The organism is Humitalea sp. 24SJ18S-53, assembly GCF_050632385.1.
GTDB lineage: Bacteria > Pseudomonadota > Alphaproteobacteria > Acetobacterales > Acetobacteraceae > Humitalea.
In genome coordinates, this window is sequence record NZ_CP192599.1 from 2,918,391 (window position 1) to 2,939,403 (window position 21,013).

Consider the following 21,013-nt stretch of genomic DNA (forward strand, 5'->3'; position numbering starts at 1 on the left):
CGGGATGGCGTGCGTCAGGCGGGGGGCATCACGCAACCGCCCTCGGCGATCGGGCGGAACGCCTGCTCGGCCGGGGTGGTGGCGAGCAGCTTGTAGTAGTCCCAGGCGCCACGGCTTTCGGCCGGGGTCTTCACCTCGAACAGGTAGCAGGGGTGGATGGCGCGGCCATCGGGGCGGATCTGCCCCTCGCCGAAGGCCTCGTCATTGGTCGGCGTCGCCTTCATCCGCGCGACGGCGGCGGCCCCCGATGCCTTGGCCGCGGCAACCCCCATGTCCGACACGGCCTTGAGGTATTGCAGCACCGCGCCGTAGCAGCCCGCCTGCACCATCGACGGCCGGATGCCGCCCGGCATCGGCCCAAGGCGCTGCGTGAAGGCCCGGGTGCGGTCGTTCAGGTCCCAATAGAACGTCTCGCTGAGCACCAGGCCCTGCGCGACTTCCAGGCCGAGCGAATGCACGTCGGTGATGAAGACCAGCAACCCGGCCAGCTTGGTCCCGCCGCGGGTGATGCGGAATTCGGCCGCCTGCTTGATGGCGTTGATGGTGTCGCCGCCCGCATTTGCCAGGCCGATGACCTGCGCCCGGCTACGCTGCGCCTGCTGCAGGAAGGAGGAGAAGTCGGTCGTGCCCGGGAAGGGCGTGCGGACCTGGCCCAGGATATTGCCGCCCTGCGCGCGGACGAAGGCCGCCGTGTCACGCTCCAGCGCATGGCCGAAGGCGTAGTCGGCGGTGATGAAATACCAGGACCGGCCGCCGGCGCGCACCATCGCCCCACCGGTGGACTGCGCCAGCATCCAGGTGTCGTAGGTGAAGTGCACGGTATTCGGCGAACAGGCCGAACCGGTCAGGTCGGAGGAGGCGGCGCCCGAGTTCAGGAAGACCTTGTTGCGTTCACGGACCAGCGTGTTCACCGCCAGCGCCACCGAGGAGGTCGGCACGTCCACGATCACGTCGACACCTTCGCGGTCGATCCACTGGCGCGCCACGGTCGAACCCACGTCGGGCCGGTTCTGGTGGTCGGCCTGGACCACTTCGATGTTGATGCCGCGCGCGGCCAGGCCGCTTTCCTGAACGGCCAGCCGCACCGCCTGGGTGGAACCCGGGCCCGACAGGTCGCGATACAGCCCGGACTGGTCGTTCAGCACGCCGATCTTGATCGTGTTCGCGGCCTGCGCGCGGGCGCTGCGCGTGGTCGCGACGGCCCCGATCGAAGGTGCTGCGGCAAGGGCCGCGAGAACGGCGCGACGGTCGAAGTTTTGCATGAAATACCCTCCTGCTTTTCTGGTTCAGACGCCGAGATACTGATGCAGCCGGTCCAGGCTGGCGGCCATGTCCGCATTGTGGACCATGTCCACGACGCGCCCATGCTCCATCACATAGTGCCGGTCCGCGACGGTCTGCGCGAAGCGAAAATTCTGTTCGACCAGCAGCACGGTGAAGCCGCGGGATTTGATCTCGCGGATCATCGCGCCGATCTGCTGCACGATGACCGGTGCCAGGCCCTCGGTCGGTTCGTCCAGCAACAGCAACCGCGCGCCGGTGCGCAGGATGCGGGCGATCGCCAGCATCTGCTGCTCGCCGCCCGACAGCTTGGTGCCGGGGCTCTTCGCCCGTTCCTTGAGGTTGGGGAAGAGCGCGTAGATCGTGGGCAGGTCCAGGCCGCCGGACTTGACCACCGGCGGCAGCATCAAGTTCTCGGTGACATCCAGGCTGGCGAAAATGCCGCGCTCCTCCGGGCAATAGCCGATGCCGGCGCGGGCGATGAGGTCGGAGCGCCGGCCCATCATCTCCTGCCCCTCATAGCGGATCGAGCCGGTGCGGCGCCCGACCAGGCCCATGATGGACCGCAGGGTCGTCGTCTTGCCGGCGCCGTTGCGGCCCAGGAGGGTGACGACCTCCCCTGCCCGCACCTCGATGCCGACGCCGTGCAGCACATGGCTCTCGCCATACCAGGCCTGCAGGTCGGCGATGGTCAGCAGGGGATCAGCCATGGGCCGCACTCGACACTTCGGTGCCAAGGTAGGCCGCGATGACCTCCGGGTTGCGTGACACTTCGGCGTAGGAGCCCTCGGCCAAAACCCGGCCACGGGTCAGCACGGTGATGGTGTCGCACAGGCCTTCGACGACCTTCAGGTTGTGTTCCACCATCAGCACCGTCCGCCCCTGGGCGACGCGCTTCACCAGGGCGACGATGCGGTCCACATCCTCGTTCGTCATGCCGGCCGTGGGTTCGTCCAGCAGCATCATGCGCGGGTTCATCGCCAGGGTCGTCGCGATCTCCAGCGCGCGCTTGCGGCCGTAGGGCAGGCTGCCGGCGGTGGCCGTCGCGTATTCGGTCAAGCCGACATCCTCCAGCAATGCCATCGCGCGGTCGTCATACCGTCGCAAGGTGCCCTCGGCGCGCCAGAAATCGAACGACGCGCCACGTTCGCGCTGCAAGGCGAGGCGAACGTTTTCCAGCACCGTCAGGTTCGGGAAGACGGCGGAGATCTGGAAGGACCGGATCAGCCCCAGCCGTGCGACATCGGCGGGCTTCAGGCGCGTGATGTCCTGGCCGGCGAAGCGTATGGTGCCCCGCGTCGGTTGCAGGAACTTGGTCAGCAGGTTGAAGCAGGTGGTCTTGCCGGCGCCATTCGGGCCGATCAGCCCGTGGATGGTGCCCTCGCGGATCGCGATCCGCACGTCGGACACGGCGACGAAGCCACGGAATTCCTTGGTCAGCCCGTCCGTTTCCAGAAGGGTTCCCGTGTCCTGCGGTGCCGTCACCCTGCCACCTCGCACGTCGTCACGCGGCGCGAACCCGCCGCAGGCCTTGCACACAAGGCGACGATGAACGCGGCGACGATGGTGGCGCGCAACGCCAGGACTCCCCCAAAGCCGCGCGTTTCAGCGTCGTCTTGCTCTTGCATCGTTAGATGCCTGTGTCGGGGCTGCTATGCAAGAGGCGCTTGGCCGTGACCGTTCTGCTCACGACTTGGCCGTTGGTTGACAAGGTGTTAGCAGGACGCGGCTCTGCGTTGCGAATCGATTTGCAATGCTCCGGGCGGGGGATGACCATGGGGCTGGTTTTGCATTCGGTCCGCACGCGGACGAACAAGGTTCTGTGCGACTCCAAGCCAGCCGCGCCGGGTCGCGACATCGACCCGCCCGTTTCATCCTCCATCCGCGTCGCCCGCATCCTCGCCGGGGCCGTCCCTCTGCTGGCCGTGGCCGTCGCGGTGCCGGTTTTCGCCCAGGGCTTCAACACCCCGGCGCCGCCATTGCCCACGGAATCGATCAATCGCCTGGCGCCGCAGGCGCTGCCGCAATTGTCGCCCTCCATCGCGGGTCCGCAGATCGTCGGCCAGACCGGGCCAGGCGCCGCACAACAGATCACCGTCAGCCGCGTCATCCTGCCGCAGGGCACGGCGATGCCGAGCGGCCCCTTGCGGCTGACGATCGAGGGGATCGAGGGCCAGACGGTCCCGCTGTCCCGCATCGAGGAAGCCCGCCTGGGGATGCTGCGGCTGTGGCGGGACGCGGGGCAGCCCTTCGCCTCGGTCACCGCCAGCCTCGCCCCGGGACCGAATGGCGCCGAGCTGCGGTTTTCGGTGACCGAAGGCTACATCGCCGAAGTGAAGCTGGAGGGCGATATCGGTGCCGCCGGCACGCAGGTGCTGCGCTTCCTCGAACCGCTGGTGAACCGCCGGCCGCTGACCGGGGCGGCGATGGAACGCGCGCTGCTGCTCGCCTCCGACGTCCCGGGCGTCAGCGTGCGCGGCGTGCTGCAACCTGTGCCTGGCGAGGCCGGGGCGCTGCGCCTGGTGGCGCAGGTCGAACGCCGCGCCTTCACCGGCTACGCCACCGCCGACAACCGCGCCTATGACCTGACCGGGCCGGTCCAGGGGCTGGCCGCGGTCTCGGCCAATTCCTTCACCTCGCTCGGCGAACGCACCGAGCTGTCCTTCTACCAGTCGGAGGGCAGCACCCAGTGGTTCGCCCAGGCGACGGAAGAATTCTTCGTCGGCGCCTCCGGCACCCGCATCCGGCTTTACGCAGGCACCGGCGTCGCGACGCCGGGCAGTTCGCTGGCGGCGATCGGCTATGCCGGCGACACCCGGATCTTTGGTGGCTCGGTCGCCTATCCGATCATCCGGTCACGCCCGCGCAACCTGAATGTCGTGGGCTATATCGACGCCTTCGAAAGCGAGGTGACGACCGGCTTCGGCGAAAGCGAGGGCCGCGCGTCCTACGACAGCGTCCGGGCGGCGCGGATCGGGCTGGATGGCTCGCAGTTGGACAGTTGGATCCCGTACCTGCCGCTGGCCAGCAATGTCGCCTCGGTGCGGTTCAGCCAGGGGCTACCGGGGCTGGGATCGACGAACAACGACAGCCTGACCATGTCGCGCGCCGGGGCGAATTTCACCTTCACCAAGGTGAATGGCGAGGTGCTGCGCAACCAGCCGCTGTTCACCATCGGCGAACAGGCGGTGGTGTCGTTCCAGGGGCTGGTGTCGGCGCAATACACGCCGGATGTCCTGCCGCCGTCGGAAAAATTCTATTTCGGCGGCAATCGCCTGGGGCGCGGCTTCTACGCCGGTGAAGTCACGGGTGACAGTGCGGCCGGCTACTCGCTTGAGTTGCAATTGGATCGCCGGTTCGAGCAGCCCGAGACTCCCTGGGGCCTGGTTGCACTCGCAACACAGTTCTACCTGTTTCGGGACTACGGCCGCGCGTTCAACAACAATGCCGACCCTGACCAGCGCGTGTCCTCTTATGGTGGTGGTGTTCGCACCATCCTGAACGATACGGTGCAGTTGGACCTGGAGGCGGTGGAGCGAATAACGCGCAATTATGGGGCGCCGGGGTCAAATACTCCTCCCCTCGCGGCCCAGGCGTATTATATGCGACTGCTCGTTCGGTTCTAAACCGATGCGATGGACCCCCTGGCAGGACGCCGATGCAACGCGCGAAGCGCGCTTTTCGAGAGACTGACATGGCCCAAACCATCGCTTCCGGTCCGCGGGCCTGGCTTCTCGGGTCGACCGCGCTGCTGCCGGTGGCGTTTTCGGCCGGGCCCGCCATCGCGCAGTCGCCGACCGGGGGCCAGGTGGTCGCGGGCCAGGCCAGCATCGCCCAATCCGGCAATACCACCGTCATCACCCAGTCGACCAACCGCGGCGCGATCAACTGGCAGCAGTTCAACGTCGGCCGCGACCAGGCGGTGCAGTTCCAGCAGCCGAACGCGGGGTCCTGGACGCTGAACCGGATCACCGGGGCCGACCCTTCCACCATCGCCGGCCGCGTCACCGCCAATGGCGGCATCGCCATCGTCAACCCGTCGGGCGTGGTCTTCGCCGGCACAGCGCAGGTCAATGTCGCGAACCTGATCGCCTCCACCGCCAATATCACCAATGAAAACTTCATGGCCGGGCGGATGCAGTTCAACGAACCCGGCCGCCCCGGCGCGCGGGTGGAGAACCACGGCAACATCACCGTCGCCGACCGCGGCATGGCCGCCCTGGTGGCGCCCGGCGTCAGCAACAGCGGCACGATCCGCGCCCGCCTGGGGCGCGTGGCGCTGCAGGGGGCGGAGGCCTTCGCCCTCGACCTCGCGGGCGATGGGCTGCTGTCGATCGACGTGACGCAGGCGGTGCGGACGGCCCCCTCGGGCGCCACCGCGCTGGTGACGAATACCGGCACCATCGATGCGGCGGGTGGATCGGTGCTGATCTCGGCCCATGCGGCATCGGGCCTGGTCGAGGACCTGGTGCGCCACACCGGGCGCATTTCGGCCGAAACGGTGGGCGACCGCACCGGCCAGGTCGCGCTGACCGCGACCGGCGGCGGCGTGCGGGTGGATGGCGCCGTCAGCGCCACGGGTGCGGCCGGCCAGCGCGGCGGCCGCATCGCCGTGCGCGGCGATACCGCGACCACGGTGACCGGCACGGCGCGGATCGACGCCTCGGGCGCCGCGGGCGGCGGCACGGTCGTGGTCGGCACGACCGGCGTCGGCCGCAACCAGACCATGAGCAACCGCACGACCATCGCGCGCGGCGCCACGGTGCGGGCCGATGCGACCGTGGCGGGCCAGGGCGGCACCATCGCGGTCAATGCGACCGAGGCGACGGTGGTCGAGGCCAGCCTGTCGGCCCGCGGCGGGCCTCAGGGCGGCGACGGCGGCTTCATCGAACTGTCCAGCCAGGGGATGATGCAGTTGAACGCCGGGGTCGACCTGGCGGCCCCCGCCGGACGGGTCGGGACCTTCCTGCTCGACCCGCAAAGCATCCGTGTGGTCGAGGCCTTGCCGGCCGATCCGGTGGTGGCCGGCGGCAACGGCAGCGTCAACGACCCGGGCGGCACCACCGTCACCGCCATCAGCGGCAATGGCGTCACCTTCGTCGCCGCCGGCACGTTGAACGCGCTGAACGCCAACGTGCTGCTGGAAGCCAAGGACAACATCAGCGTGCAGGGCGCGCTGAACCTTGGCGCCAACACGCTGCGCCTGTTCGCCAATGGCGCGATCGACCAGTCGGGCACCGGCACGATCACCGCCGGCTCGCTGATCATTCGCGCCTTGAACGGAACTTCCTCGGCCGGCAGCGCCACGCTTGGGCTGGCCAATGCGATCGGCACGCTGGATGCGCAGGTCACCGGCCTGCTGCAACTGAACAACGGCGCGACGGCGCTGACGGTCGCCCATGCGCTCGGCAGCACCGTGTCGCTGTCCACCACCAGCACGCTGACGCTGAACGGCGCGGTGGGGCTGGGCGGTGGCGCCGTCGTGCTGAGCGCTGGCGGCGCGATCACCCAGACCGCCGGTGCCATCACCGCCGGCACCCTGACCATCCGCGGCGGTGACGGCGTCGCCGATGCGGTGGCGGCGGTGCTGGACAAGGCCAACGCGGTCGGCACGCTCGATGCCCGGGCGACCGGCACGCTGACGCTGAACAATGGCGCGACGGGGCTGACGGTCACCAATGCCGTGGGCAGCGCCGTGACACTCAGGAGCAGCGAAGCGCTGGTGCTGAACGGCGCGGTCGGGCTTGCGGGTGGCACCGTCGATCTGCGAATCGACAAGGCGATCACCCAGACCGCCGGGAGCATCACCACCGGCGCGCTGAACATCCGCGCCGCTGACGGCACAAGCGCCGCCTTGTCGGCCGTTCTCGACAAGACCAATGCGGTCGGGGCGCTGGACGCCATGACATCGGGTGCCGTGACCCTGGCCAACGGCACCACGGCGCTGACGGTGAGCAATGCCTTTTCCAGCGCGGTGACGCTGAGCACGACCAGCACGATGGTATTGACCGGCACGGTCGGGCTTGCCGGCGGCACCGTGGCCTTGAACGCCGATGGGGCAATCACCCAGCCGAGCGGCGGCATCGTTGCCGACACATTGACCATCCGCGGCAGCACCGGTGTGGGCGGCGGGTCGTGGGCCGAGCTCATCCAGGCCAATGCGGTCGGCACGCTTGATGCCATCACCTCCAATGGGATCAACTACAGCCAGGACGGCGCGCTGACGGTGCTGCGGGCGACCAGCGACAATGTCGCGATCACCACCGGGACAGGGCCGCTGGCCCTGACCGGCGATGTCAGCGGCAGCATCGTCACGCTGACGGCCATCGGCTCCACGATCAGCCAGTCGGGCGGCACGATCAGCGCGACGACGCGCCTGGGCGCCTTCGCCGATGGGGCGATCACGCTGAACCGCGACAACAGCATCGCGGCGCTGCGTGCGCAGAACGGCACCGGCGGCATCACGGTACGGTCGATTGTCGCGATGGATGCCTCGGCCCGGTCCGGGGCCGGCGATGTCGCGCTGACCGGCGATACGCTGCGGATCACGACGGTGGACGGCTTGGCCGGGGTGATCGGTGCCAATGTGTCGCTGACATCGCTCGGCGGCGGCATCACCCAGGACCAGGCGATCGCCGCCGCCGGCGGCGGCGCGGCGGCGCTGACGGTGGCATCGGCCGGCGGTGTGACACTGACCGATGCCGGCAACCTGATCGGGTCGCTGACCGCGACCGGCGTCGATGCGGTGGACATCGCCTCGGCCAGCAACCTGACCGTGGTGCGGGCGGCGGGTTCGAGCGTCGCGCTCTCCACGACCGGAACGATGAAGCTCCAGGCTTCGGCAAGCGGCGGCTTGGGCGTCGAGGCCAGCGGCAACGTGGCGCTGACGACCGAAAGCCTGACGATCGGCGCCGTGACCGGCACCAACGGCGATGCGGCGATCCGTTCGACCGGCGGCGCCGGCACGGTGTCGCTGCGGACCGACACGCTGTCGGGCGACGGTGTCGTCAATGCGACGACGACCGGCACGGTCGAGATCGGGCCGAACACGGCAGGGCGGCCCATCGCCCTGGCCAATGCCATCGTCCCGGGCACGCTGGTGCTGACGCCGGCGCAGGCGACCACGCAGATGGTCACTGGCACGCTGCGCCTGGGCGAGACGACCATCGGCACGACCCGCCAAGGCGGCGCGCTGACCGTGACGGATGCGGTGGCGCCAAGCGCGCTGCAGGTGAAGACGGCGATCGACCTCGTCGCCGACGGTACGCTGACCATCGGCAATGCCATCGGGCGAAGTGGCCTGAACCTGTCGCTGCGCGGCGCCAATGCGATCACGCAGGCTGCCGGCGCCATCATCACCGCCGATGCCCTGACCATCCGCGGCGTCGCGGGCGGCAGCACCAGCGCGGGCGGCATCACGCTGGACCTGGCGGACAATGCACTCGGATCGCTGGACGCGATGTCGACCGCCGGCATCGCCGTGCGCAGCGCCGCCGTGGCCGACCTGACCATCGCACGCGCGACCAGCACCGGGACCGGCCAGGCGATCGCGATCTCCGGCGCCGGCGGGGCGAGTTTGACCGGCGATGTCGGCGGCACCGACGCGCTGGTCGCGCTGCGCTTCTCGGGCGCAATCGATCAGTCCGGCGGTGCGGTGACCGGCGCGTCGCTGTCCATCCGTGATTTCACCGGCGGCACGACGCAGGTCGGCGCGGTGACGCTGGATCAGGCCAATGCGGTCGGCGCGATCGACATCGCGGCCGGCGCCGGTCTGTCGTTCAACAACGGCACGACGGCGCTGGTGGCGAACCGCGCCACCACGGGCGCGGGTGCGGTCACGACCAGCCTGACCACGACCGGCGACCTGACGCTGAATGGCACCATCGGTGGCGATGCGACGGGCATCGTCGCGCTGAACAGCGGCGGGGCGATCGACCAGGCGGGCGGCAGCGTCACGGCGGGCACGCTGACCATCCGCGGCGCCACCGGCGGCGCCAGCGCCGCCGCCAGCATCAACCTGGCCAAGACGAACACCGTCGCGGCGCTGGATGCGTTTTCGGCGGCCGGGCTGACCTTCCGCAACGGTGCGACCAGCCTGACCGTGTTGGGCGCGGTCGGGACCGACGTGAGCTTGACGACCGGCGGCAACCTGGTCGGCGCGGGCGCGATTGGCAGCCTGGGCGCCACGGTCGCGTTGAACGTGGATGGCGGAATCACACAATCAGGTGGCGCGATCACCGCCGCCGGCCTGACCATCCGCGACGCGGCGACGGGAACCAGCGGTCCGGCGGGCGTGGCGCTCGGCCAGGCCAATGCGGTCGGCAAGCTGGATGCGATCTCGACCAAGGGCCTGACCTTCGTCAACGGCGCGACCGATTTGGTGGCGACCCGCGCGACGGCGGCGGCGGGGCAGGCGATCAGCCTGACCAGCGGCGGCAATCTGGCGCTCGGCACGATCGGCGGCGGCAGCACCACGGCGGTCGCCTTGAACGTGGCTGGGGATCTCAGCCAGGGCAGCGGCGGCATCAGCGCCAGCAGCCTGACGATCCGCGGCATCGGCGGCGTGGAGTCCGGCCCCACCAGCGTGGTGCTTGGCCAGTCGAGCAATGCCGTGTCGTCGCTGGATGTGATCTCGACCGGCGCCTTGACCTTCGTCAACGGCGCTGGCCCCGCGAGCCTGTCCGTCCTGCGCGCCACCACGGCCGCGGGCCAGGCCGTGGCGATCACCGGCGGTGCCGCGGTCGACCTGGCGGGCAATGTCGGCGGCACCGCCACCACGGATGTCAGCCTGTTCGTCGCGGGTGCGCTGAGCCAGTCGGGTGGCGCGATCACCGCGGATGCCCTGGCCATCGCGAATGTCGACGGCACCGGCAGTGCCGCCAGCATCGCGCTGAACCAGGCGAATGCGGTGGCAAGCCTGGACGCCAGGTCCAGCGGCGCCATCGGCTTCAACAACGGCATCACCGATCTGATCGTGACCCGCGCCGCCACCGGCGCCGGCGCCTTCACGACGAGTTTGACGACCAAGGGCGGGCTGCAGATGGCCGGCGCGGTCGGCGGCAATGTCGCCAACAGCGTGGTGCTGCGGGTGGACGGAGCGATCACGCAGAGCGCGCCCGGCATCACCGCCGGATCGCTGACCATCACCGATACGACGGGGCTTGGCGGTGCGACCAGCATCGACCTGACCAACGGCAATGCGATCGGCACGCTGCGGGCCAGGGCCAGCGGTGCGCTGGCGGTCGGTTCCTCGACCGATCTGGCGATTGTGCGGGCCGAAGGTTCGACGGTGAATATCGCCTCGGCCGGTGCGCTGACGGTCACGGATTCGGCCTTTGGCGGGCTCGGCGTCCAGGGTGCCACCGACGTCGCATTGACCGGCACCGCGCTGAACATTGGCGTCGGGGCCTTCAGCAACGGCGGTGCGGCGATCCGGGCGACCGATGCGCTCAGCGGCACGGTGACCCTGCGCACGGATGCGCTGAACTGGACCGGGCTGATCAGCGCGCCGCTGGCGGTGAACCTGGGGCCGCTGTCCGCCAAGCCGGTGGTGATCACCACCGGGGCCGCGGTGCCGGGGGCCATGACGATCAACCCCGGCGCGCTGACCAGCGCCAGGCTGCAGACCGGCACCTTGCGGATCGGCCTGACGACCATCGGCGGTTCCACGGTGCTGGGCAGCGGCGTGTCGGTGCAGAGCGCGCTGACGCCGGATGCCGGCGCCATCACCACCGGCCTCATGCTCGTCGCAGGCGGTGGCGGCAGCATCGACCTGAACGCGGCGATTGGCCGCAGCGGCCTGGCCATCGAACTGCTGACCGATGGCGCCGTCACCCAGACGGCGAGCGGCCTGATCACGGCCGGCACGCTGTTCATCGCCGGCGACACGGCGGGGATCACGGCGGTCGGCGCGGTGGACCTGGACCAGGCCAACGCGGTGGGCTCGGTGCGGGTGGTCGGCAGCCAGGGGATTTCCTTCGCCAATGGCGCGACGGACCTTTCGGTGGCCGGCGCGACCACGGCGGCGGGGCAGACGGTCACGCTGACCAGCGCGGGCCAGCTTGTCCTGGCGGGGAATGTCGGCGGCGTGGGCGCGAGCGTGGCGCTGAATGCCTCCGGCGCCCTGAGCCAGACGGGTGGGGCGATCACCGCCGGCAGCCTGACCATCCGCAACGCCGCGGGCGGCGTGTCGGGCCCGGCGGGTGTGGCGCTCGATCGCACCAATTCGGTTGCCAGCCTGAATGCGGTTTCGACGAAGGGGCTTTCCTTCGTCAACGACGCGACGGACCTGACCGTGGCGCAGGCGACCACGAGCGGCGTCGGGCAAGCCGTGACGATCAGCACGGGTGGCAAGCTGGCGCTCGGGTCGAATGTTGGCGGCAACGGCGCCGCCGTGCGGCTGAATACCCCGGGCGAGATTACCCAGACGGGGGGCGCGATCACCGCGGCGACCCTGACGATCCGCGACAGTGCGAGCGGCAGCGCGGGCGCGGCCAGTGTCGCGCTGGCGCAGACCAATGCGGTCGGCAGCCTGGATGCCTTCTCCAAGGCGGGCCTGGCCTTCACCAATGATGCGACGGCGCTGAACGTGGTCGCCGCCACCGGCAGCAGCGTCACCCTGCGTGCCGCCGGCGACCTGATCGGCAAGGGCGCCATCGGTGGGGCCGGTGCCAGTGTGGCACTGCAGGTCGATGGCGCGATCAGCCAGACGGCTGGTGCGATCACCGCCGCCGGCTTGACCATCCGTGACGCCGCCGGGACTGGCGCTGCCGCCAGTGTCGCGCTGGCGCAGACCAATGCGGTCGGCAGCCTGGACGCCTTCTCCAAGGCGGGGCTGGCCTTCACCAATGATGCCACGGCGCTGAACGTCGTTGCCGCCACCGGCAGCAGCGTCACCCTGCGTGCCGCCGGCGACCTGATCGGCAAGGGCGCCATCGGTGGGGCCGGTGCCAGTGTGGCACTGCAGGTCGATGGCGCGATCAGCCAGACGGCTGGTGCGATCACCGCCGCCGGCTTGACCATCCGTGACGCCGCCGGGACTGGCGCTGCCGCCAGTGTCGCGCTGGCGCAGACCAATGCGGTCGGCAGCCTGGACGCCTTCTCCAAGGCGGGGCTGGCCTTCACCAATGATGCCACGGCGCTGAACGTCGTTGCCGCCACCGGCAGCAGCGTCACCCTGCGTGCCGCCGGCGACCTGATCGGCAAGGGCGCCATCGGTGGGGCCGGTGCCAGTGTGGCACTGCAGGTCGATGGCGCGATCAGCCAGACGGCTGGTGCGATCACCGCCGCCGGCTTGACCATCCGTGACGCCGCCGGGACTGGCGCTGCCGCCAGTGTCGCGCTGGCGCAGACCAATGCGGTCGGCAGCCTGGACGCCTTCTCCAAGGCGGGGCTGGCCTTTACCAACGACGCGACAGCGCTGAACGTCGTTGCCGCCACCGGCGGCAGCGTCACCCTGCGTGCCGCCGGCGACCTGATCGGCAAGGGCGCCATTGGTGGCGCCGGTGCCAGTGTGGCACTGCAGGTCGATGGCGCGATCAGCCAGACGGCTGGTGCGATCACCGCCGCCGGCTTGACCATCCGCGACGCCGCCGGGACTGGCGCTGCCGCCAGTGTCGCGCTGGCGCAGACCAATGCGGTCGGCAGCCTGGACGCCTTCTCCAAGGCGGGCCTCGCCTTCACCAACGACGCGACGGCGCTGAACGTGGTCGCCGCCACCGGCAGCAGCGTCACCCTGCGTGCCGCCGGCGACCTGATCGGCAAGGGCGCCATCGGTGGGGCCGGTGCCAGTGTGGCACTGCAGGTCGATGGCGCGATCAGCCAGACGGCTGGTGCGATCACCGCCGCCGGCTTGACCATCCGTGACGCCGCCGGGACTGGCGCTGCCGCCAGTGTCGCGCTGGCGCAGACCAATGCGGTCGGCAGCCTGGACGCCTTCTCCAAGGCGGGGCTGGCCTTCACCAATGATGCCACGGCGCTGAACGTCGTTGCCGCCACCGGCAGCAGCGTCACCCTGCGTGCCGCCGGCGACCTGATCGGCAAGGGCGCCATCGGTGGGGCCGGTGCCAGTGTGGCACTGCAGGTCGATGGCGCGATCAGCCAGACGGCTGGTGCGATCACCGCCGCCGGCTTGACCATCCGTGACGCCGCCGGGACTGGCGCTGCCGCCAGTGTCGCGCTGGCGCAGACCAATGCGGTCGGCAGCCTGGATGCCTTCTCCAAGGCGGGGCTGGCCTTTACCAACGACGCGACAGCGCTGAACGTCGTTGCCGCCACCGGCGGCAGCGTCACCCTGCGTGCCGCCGGCGACCTGATCGGCAAGGGCGCCATTGGTGGCGCCGGTGCCAGTGTGGCACTGCAGGTCGATGGCGCGATCAGCCAGACGGCTGGTGCGATCACCGCCGCCGGCTTGACCATCCGTGACGCCGCCGGGACCGGTGCGCCCGCCAGTGTCGCCCTGGCGCAGACCAACGCGGTCGGCAGCCTGGATGCCTTCTCCAAGGCGGGCCTGGCCTTCACCAATGATGCGACGGCGCTGAACGTGGTCGCCGCCACCGGCAGCAGCGTCACCCTGCGTGCCGCCGGCGACCTGATCGGCAAGGGCGCCATCGGTGGGGCCGGTGCCAGTGTGGCACTGCAGGTCGATGGCGCGATCAGCCAGACGGCTGGTGCGATCACCGCCGCCGGCTTGACCATCCGTGACGCCGCCGGGACTGGCGCTGCCGCCAGTGTCGCGCTGGCGCAGACCAATGCGGTCGGCAGCCTGGACGCCTTCTCCAAGGCGGGGCTGGCCTTCACCAATGATGCCACGGCGCTGAACGTCGTTGCCGCGACCGGCGGCAGCGTCACCCTGCGTGCCGCCGGCGACCTGATCGGCAAGGGCGCCATCGGTGGGGCCGGTGCCAGTGTGGCACTGCAGGTCGATGGCGCGATCAGCCAGACGGCTGGCGCGATCACCGCCGCCGGCTTGACCATCCGTGACGCCGCCGGGACCGGTGCGGCCGCCAGTGTCGCCCTGGCGCAGACCAACGCGGTCGGCAGCCTGGATGCCTTCTCCAAGGCGGGCCTGGCCTTCACCAATGATGCGACGGCGCTGAACGTGGTCGCCGCCACCGGCAGCAGCGTCACCCTGCGTGCCGCCGGCGACCTGATCGGCAAGGGCGCCATCGGTGGGGCCGGTGCCAGTGTGGCACTGCAGGTCGATGGCGCGATCAGCCAGACGGCTGGTGCGATCACCGCCGCCGGCTTGACCATCCGTGACGCCGCCGGGACTGGCGCTGCCGCCAGTGTCGCGCTGGCGCAGACCAATGCGGTCGGCAGCCTGGACGCCTTCTCCAAGGCGGGGCTGGCCTTCACCAATGATGCCACGGCGCTGAACGTCGTTGCCGCCACCGGCGGCAGCGTCACCCTGCGTGCCGCCGGCGACCTGATCGGCAAGGGCGCCATTGGTGGGGCCGGTGCCAGCGTGGCACTGCAGGTCGATGGCGCGATCAGCCAGACGGCTGGCGCGATCACCGCCGCCGGCTTGACCATCCGTGACGCCGCCGGGACTGGCGCTGCCGCCAGTGTCGCGCTGGCGCAGACCAATGCGGTCGGCAGCCTGGATGCCTTCTCCAAGGCGGGCCTGGCCTTTACCAACGATGCCACGGCGCTGAACGTGGTCGCCGCCACCGGCAGCAGCGTCACCCTGCGTGCCGCCGGCGACCTGATCGGCAAGGGCGCCATCGGTGGCGCTGGCGCCAGTGTCGCGCTGCAGGTCGATGGCGCGATCAGCCAGAGCGGCGGCGCGATCACCGCCGCCGGCTTGACCATCCGCGACGCCGCCGGGACTGGTGCGGCCGCCAGTGTCGCCCTGGCGCAGACCAATGCGGTCGGCAGCCTGGACGCCTTCTCCAAGGCGGGCCTGGCCTTTACCAATGATGCCACGGCGCTGAACGTCGTTGCCGCCACCGGCAGCAGCGTCACCCTGCGTGCCGCCGGCGACCTGATCGGCAAGGGCGCCATCGGTGGGGCCGGTGCCAGTGTGGCACTGCAGGTCGATGGCGCGATCAGCCAGACGGCTGGTGCGATCACCGCCGCCGGCTTGACCATCCGTGACGCCGCCGGGACTGGCGCTGCCGCCAGTGTCGCGCTGGCGCAGACCAATGCGGTCGGCAGCCTGGACGCCTTCTCCAAGGCGGGGCTGGCCTTTACCAACGACGCGACAGCGCTGAACGTCGTTGCCGCCACCGGCGGCAGCGTCACCCTGCGTGCCGCCGGCGACCTGATCGGCAAGGGCGCCATTGGTGGCGCCGGTGCCAGTGTGGCACTGCAGGTCGATGGCGCGATCAGCCAGACGGCTGGTGCGATCACCGCCGCCGGCTTGACCATCCGTGACGCCGCCGGGACCGGTGCGCCCGCCAGTGTCGCCCTGGCGCAGACCAACGCGGTCGGCAGCCTGGATGCCTTCTCCAAGGCGGGCCTGGCCTTCACCAATGATGCGACGGCGCTGAACGTGGTCGCCGCCACCGGCAGCAGCGTCACCCTGCGTGCCGCCGGCGACCTGATCGGCAAGGGCGCCATCGGTGGGGCCGGTGCCAGTGTGGCACTGCAGGTCGATGGCGCGATCAGCCAGACGGCTGGTGCGATCACCGCCGCCGGCTTGACCATCCGTGACGCCGCCGGGACTGGCGCTGCCGCCAGTGTCGCGCTGGCGCAGACCAATGCGGTCGGCAGCCTGGACGCCTTCTCCAAGGCGGGGCTGGCCTTCACCAATGATGCCACGGCGCTGAACGTCGTTGCCGCGACCGGCGGCAGCGTCACCCTGCGTGCCGCCGGCGACCTGATCGGCAAGGGCGCCATCGGTGGGGCCGGTGCCAGTGTGGCACTGCAGGTCGATGGCGCGATCAGCCAGACGGCTGGCGCGATCACCGCCGCCGGCTTGACCATCCGTGACGCCGCCGGGACCGGTGCGGCCGCCAGTGTCGCCCTGGCGCAGACCAACGCGGTCGGCAGCCTGGATGCCTTCTCCAAGGCGGGCCTGGCCTTCACCAATGATGCGACGGCGCTGAACGTGGTCGCCGCCACCGGCAGCAGCGTCACCCTGCGTGCCGCCGGCGACCTGATCGGCAAGGGCGCCATCGGTGGGGCCGGTGCCAGTGTGGCACTGCAGGTCGATGGCGCGATCAGCCAGACGGCTGGTGCGATCACCGCCGCCGGCTTGACCATCCGTGACGCCGCCGGGACTGGCGCTGCCGCCAGTGTCGCGCTGGCGCAGACCAATGCGGTCGGCAGCCTGGACGCCTTCTCCAAGGCGGGGCTGGCCTTCACCAATGATGCCACGGCGCTGAACGTCGTTGCCGCCACCGGCGGCAGCGTCACCCTGCGTGCCGCCGGCGACCTGATCGGCAAGGGCGCCATTGGTGGGGCCGGTGCCAGCGTGGCACTGCAGGTCGATGGCGCGATCAGCCAGACGGCTGGCGCGATCACCGCCGCCGGCTTGACCATCCGTGACGCCGCCGGGACTGGCGCTGCCGCCAGTGTCGCGCTGGCGCAGACCAATGCGGTCGGCAGCCTGGATGCCTTCTCCAAGGCGGGCCTGGCCTTTACCAACGATGCCACGGCGCTGAACGTGGTCGCCGCCACCGGCGGCAGCGTCACCCTGCGTGCCGCCGGCGACCTGATCGGCAAGGGCGCCATCGGTGGCGCTGGCGCCAGTGTCGCGCTGCAGGTCGATGGCGCGATCAGCCAGAGCGGCGGCGCGATCACCGCCGCCGGCTTGACCATCCGCGACGCCGCCGGGACTGGTGCGGCCGCCAGTGTCGCCCTGGCGCAGACCAATGCGGTCGGCAGCCTGGACGCCTTCTCCAAGGCGGGCCTGGCCTTTACCAACGATGCCACGGCGCTGAACGTCGCGCGCGCTGAGACCAGTGGGATCGGCCAAACCGTCTCGGTCATCGCCGATGGTGCGATCGACCTGTCCGGCGCAGTTGGCGGCAACGCGGCCGTCGTGAACCTGATCGGTGATGGCGCCACGGGCACCATCGGACAGTCCGGTGGCATCATCACAGCGGCCACGCTGAACGTCGCGGGGCCGCAGGCGATCACCCTGCTGGGCGACAATGCCGTGACCGCCATCCAGGCGACCGCCACGACCGGAGACATCGCCATCAACACGCTGGCGGCCGCGACCGTCGCGGCGCGCACCGGTGCGGGTGGAGTCACGCTGCTCGGGGATTCGCTGTTCGTCTCGACCGTCGGCACCACCGCGGGCATCAGCGCCGATACGGTCAACCTGACCGCGCGCAGCGGCGCGATCGGCCAGGACCAGGCGATCATTGGCACCGGCCTCGGCGCGGCGTTGCTGGCCGTGGCAGCGAATGGCGGGGCGGGCGCGGTGACGTTGCTGCATCCCGGCAACCGGATTTCCAGCATCGCCGGCACGACCACCGGGACATTGGGCGTGCTGACGACCACCGCCCTCAGCGCGGGCACGATCACGGCCGGGGGCATTGGCCTCACCGGCCCCTCCATCGCGATCGCCGGGATCCAGACCGCGCCTGTCATCGCCCTCCGCGCGACGGCGGGTGGCATCACCCAGGCCGCGGGGGCCATCCTGGCCGGGGCGGGCGGCAGCGCGACGGCGCTGTCCACCGTCTCCGCCGGCGCCACCACGCTGACCGAGGCCGGCAATCGCATCGGCGATGCCAGCATCACGGCCGGCACGGCGGGCGCCGTCGATGATGTGGCGCTGACCAGCGCGAGTGCCCTGACGCTGCGGACGCTGGCGCTCGGCGGCGGCGTCGCGGCCGGGGCGCGCAATGTCACCATCGTCGCACCGACGCTGACCCTGGCCGGGGTCACGACGACGGGCGCGCTGACCGCCAGCACCGCGGGTGCGATCGGCCAGACGGCGGGGCTCGCGACCGGCGGGCTGCTGACCATGTCGGCCGGCGGGGCGATCACGCTCGACCGCACCGACAATGCCTTCGCCAGCCTGGGCACCGTGGCGGCGGGGGGGGCCAGCGTCCTGCGGACGACCGGCAGCCTCGCGACCACGGCCGGCGTGACGGTCGCGGGCGGGCTGATCCTGCGGGCCGATGGCAACCTGACGATCGCCGCCGCCGGGCCGGTGCAGGTGACCGGCAGCGGCGATGCGACACTGACCTCGGGCGCCGCGATGCAGGTCCTGGGCAACGTCACCGCCGCGGGCGGCGCGACATTGACCTCCGGCGGCGCCATGACCGTGCAGGCGGCGCAGATCGTGACGCAGGGCGGCGACATGACGCTGAATGCCTCGGGGGCCCTGTCGATCCTGTCCGGCGCCGGGCTGGATTCGAGCGACCGGATCGTCGTCGCGGCCAACCAGGCCATGACGGTGCAGAACGCCGCCATGCGCGGCGGCAGCGTCAGCATGGCCGTCAACGGCGCGTGGGACGTCGGTACGGCGCAGATCCAGGGCCGCGCCGGCAATGTCGAGGCACGGATCGGTGGCGCCAGCACCCTTTCGGGCAGCACTATCACCGCAGCCGGCACCGCGGTCTTGACGGGCAATGCCGGCGTCGCGATGACTAGGTCCGTGGTCCAGGGCGCCGATGCTGCGATCGTCGCGGCCGGCAGCATCGCCCTGGATGGCAGCGCCCTGGTGGCCGGGCCCGGTGCCGCGACCCTCAGCGCCACCGCCGGTGACGTCACTCTGTTGAACGGCAGCAGCCTGTCCGCGACCGGGGCCACGACGATCCAGGCCAGCGGTGCCCTGTCGGCCACGACCGCCGACATCCGCGGCGGCAGCGTCGCCATGACGGCGGGCGGGTCCGCGACGCTGGCATCGAGCACGGTGCAGGCGACCTCGGGCAACGCCGCGCTGACCGCGACGTCCGGCGCCATCACGTTGAACGGTGGCTCTCGGATCAACGCGGCGGCGGCGTCCAGCCTGAGTGCCGGCGGCGACGCCCTGCTGGACACCGGCAGCCTTCTCGGCGGCGCCAGCCTGCGGGTGGACGCGGCGCGTTCGCTCACCCTGCGGGGGGCCGCGCTGACCGCGACCAATGGCGATGCCGTGCTGCGGTCGGGCGTCGGCGCGACGAGCCTGACCAGCAGCAGCCTGCTCGCCAGCGGTCGGGCGCTCATCAGCGCAGGCGATGGGCAGGCCACGAATGCCGGCGGCAGCGTGACGCTGACCGAGTCCACCCTGCGGGGCGCGACGGCGGATATCGCCTCCGTCGCCGATATCGGCCTGGTCCGGTCCGGTGTTCAGGCGACGGCGGGTGATGCCAGCCTGGCGTCCGGCTTCGGCAACGTGGCGCTGTCCGACAACAGCAGCCTGGTTGCCGGCGGGCGGGCCGCGATCGGCGCCAATGGCGGCGTCTCGCTGCTGTCGTCCAGCGTCAGCGGCGCCAGTGCCGCGGTCAGCGGCCGCGGCGGCACCGTCAGCCTCAACGCCGCATCGATCAACGCGACCTCGGGCGATGCCACGCTGGTCGCGGGCGGTGGCCTGAGCATGACCAACGCCGCCAGCCTGCGCGCCGCCGGGGCCGCCAGCGTCGACGTGGGCGGGGCGATCAACGTCGTGCAGTCCAGCGTCCAGACCGGCGGGGCCGCGGCCTTGCGGGCCGCGGGTGGCATCACCTTCGACCGCAGCACCGGCCAGGGCGGCGCCTTCGGCCTCAATGCCGGCCAGGGTATTTCGCTTGTCGACACCACGCTGCGGGCGACCGCGGGCGATGTGACGGCGCGCGCGGGCGGCGGGATGACCGCGACGGCGCTGACCCTCAACGCCGATGCGGGCAATGTGGCCCTCAGCGCCGGGGGCGCCGGCAATTTCGTCAACAGCCGCATCTCGGCGCGCGACATCATCACCGTCTCGGCCGCCGCGAGCCTCGCCTTCACCGATGTGGTGATCGACCCGAGCCGCGTTGTGCTCTCGGCCGGCGGCGACTTCTTCGGCACGCGCCTGACCGGGGTTTCCTCGGGCCTTTTCCGCATCGAGGCGGGCGGCAGCGTGTTGCTGACGGCCAGCGCCTTCACCGCCGATGTGATGGAGGTGATGAGCGGCCAGCCGGGCCAGGGCGGCACCACCATCACGCTGGATGGCGTGACCATGACGATCGGCGCCGGCGCCTTCCTGGCCGCCGGCGGCGGGGTGCTGATGCCCGGCCTGCTGACGGTCCGGCCCAGCAACACCAACAGCCTGGCGCCGCTGGTGATCGATACGCGGCGTGGAACCGGCACCTATACCAGCCTGCCCGGCACCGTCCGCGCCGACGTGCCCGGGCTGGATCCGGCCGACCAGCCATCCCAGGTCGGCACCAGGCTGAACCCCACCTCCACCTTCACCCCGATCGCGAGCACCGAGCCTGGTGGCGCGGTGCAATTGAACCTGCTGGCGACCGACCTGCCGGTCTTCCTGCTGCTGAACGGCGGCGCGGCATCCGGCGACATCATCGCCGGCCGCCTGTCGGTGCAGGGCGCCGGCGGCCGGGTGGAAGTGTCCGGGCGCCTGGGGCCCTTCGACGGTTCGGCCGCGGCGGCCCGCGCGACGCTGTCGACCGTCGTCGATGGCGCCTATGCGCCGGCGGGCCAGCAGAACTACCGGTTCAACAACTGCGTCCTCGGCTCGGTCAATTGCACCGTGCTGGCGGTGCTGGTGCCGGTGCCCGTGCCGACGCGGGAAATCACCGAACTGCGCACGGCACCGACGCCGCGCGACCCCGACGCGCTGTTGCCGAATATCGCCGAGGAGGATTTCTGAGCC

At 71.0% G+C, this 21,013-nt stretch carries 5 protein-coding genes; 2 read left to right on the forward strand and 3 right to left on the reverse strand.

Translation table 11 applies throughout. The annotated features are described in order from the left end of the window. Nucleotides 1–14: 14 nt before the first annotated feature. The 3 genes from ACQW02_RS13965 to ACQW02_RS13975 are packed head-to-tail and all read right to left on the reverse strand — an operon-like array spanning nt 15 to nt 2,766. Nucleotides 15–1,262, reverse strand: coding sequence for an ABC transporter substrate-binding protein (locus ACQW02_RS13965; RefSeq protein ID WP_431285851.1), 1,248 nt, complete (start codon nt 1,260–1,262; stop codon nt 15–17). 24 nt (nt 1,263–1,286) lie between these two features. Beyond that, nucleotides 1,287–1,991, reverse strand: a complete 705-nt coding sequence (locus ACQW02_RS13970) for an ABC transporter ATP-binding protein (RefSeq protein WP_431285852.1) — start codon at nt 1,989–1,991, stop codon at nt 1,287–1,289. After that, nucleotides 1,984–2,766: an ABC transporter ATP-binding protein gene (locus ACQW02_RS13975; protein WP_431285853.1), complete on the reverse strand. Its 783-nt coding sequence runs from the start codon at nt 2,764–2,766 to the stop codon at nt 1,984–1,986. Before ACQW02_RS13975 ends, ACQW02_RS13970 begins: the two co-directional genes overlap by 8 nt. Nucleotides 2,767–3,056: 290 nt before the next feature. On the opposite strand from ACQW02_RS13975, the gene ACQW02_RS13980 reads away from it, so the two are divergent. Then, nucleotides 3,057–4,907, forward strand: coding sequence for a ShlB/FhaC/HecB family hemolysin secretion/activation protein (locus tag ACQW02_RS13980; RefSeq protein ID WP_431285854.1), 1,851 nt, complete (start codon nt 3,057–3,059; stop codon nt 4,905–4,907). Nucleotides 4,908–4,975: 68 nt separating this feature from the next. After that, nucleotides 4,976–21,010 carry a filamentous hemagglutinin N-terminal domain-containing protein gene (locus ACQW02_RS13985; protein WP_431285855.1) on the forward strand — a complete coding sequence of 5,345 codons (16,035 nt, stop codon included), beginning with the start codon at nt 4,976–4,978 and terminating at the stop codon, nt 21,008–21,010. Nucleotides 21,011–21,013: the final 3 nt, after the last annotated feature.

What these genes read in the sequence shown, in the direction of transcription:
- ACQW02_RS13965 (WP_431285851.1), bottom strand. Translation starts at nt 1,262, where the DNA reads ATGCAAAACTTCGACCGTCGCGCCGTTCTCGCGGCCCTTGCCGCAGCA.
- ACQW02_RS13980 (WP_431285854.1), top strand. Translation starts at nt 3,057, where the DNA reads ATGGGGCTGGTTTTGCATTCGGTCCGCACGCGGACGAACAAGGTTCTG.
- ACQW02_RS13970 (WP_431285852.1), bottom strand. Translation starts at nt 1,991, where the DNA reads ATGGCTGATCCCCTGCTGACCATCGCCGACCTGCAGGCCTGGTATGGC.
- ACQW02_RS13985 (WP_431285855.1), top strand. Translation starts at nt 4,976, where the DNA reads ATGGCCCAAACCATCGCTTCCGGTCCGCGGGCCTGGCTTCTCGGGTCG.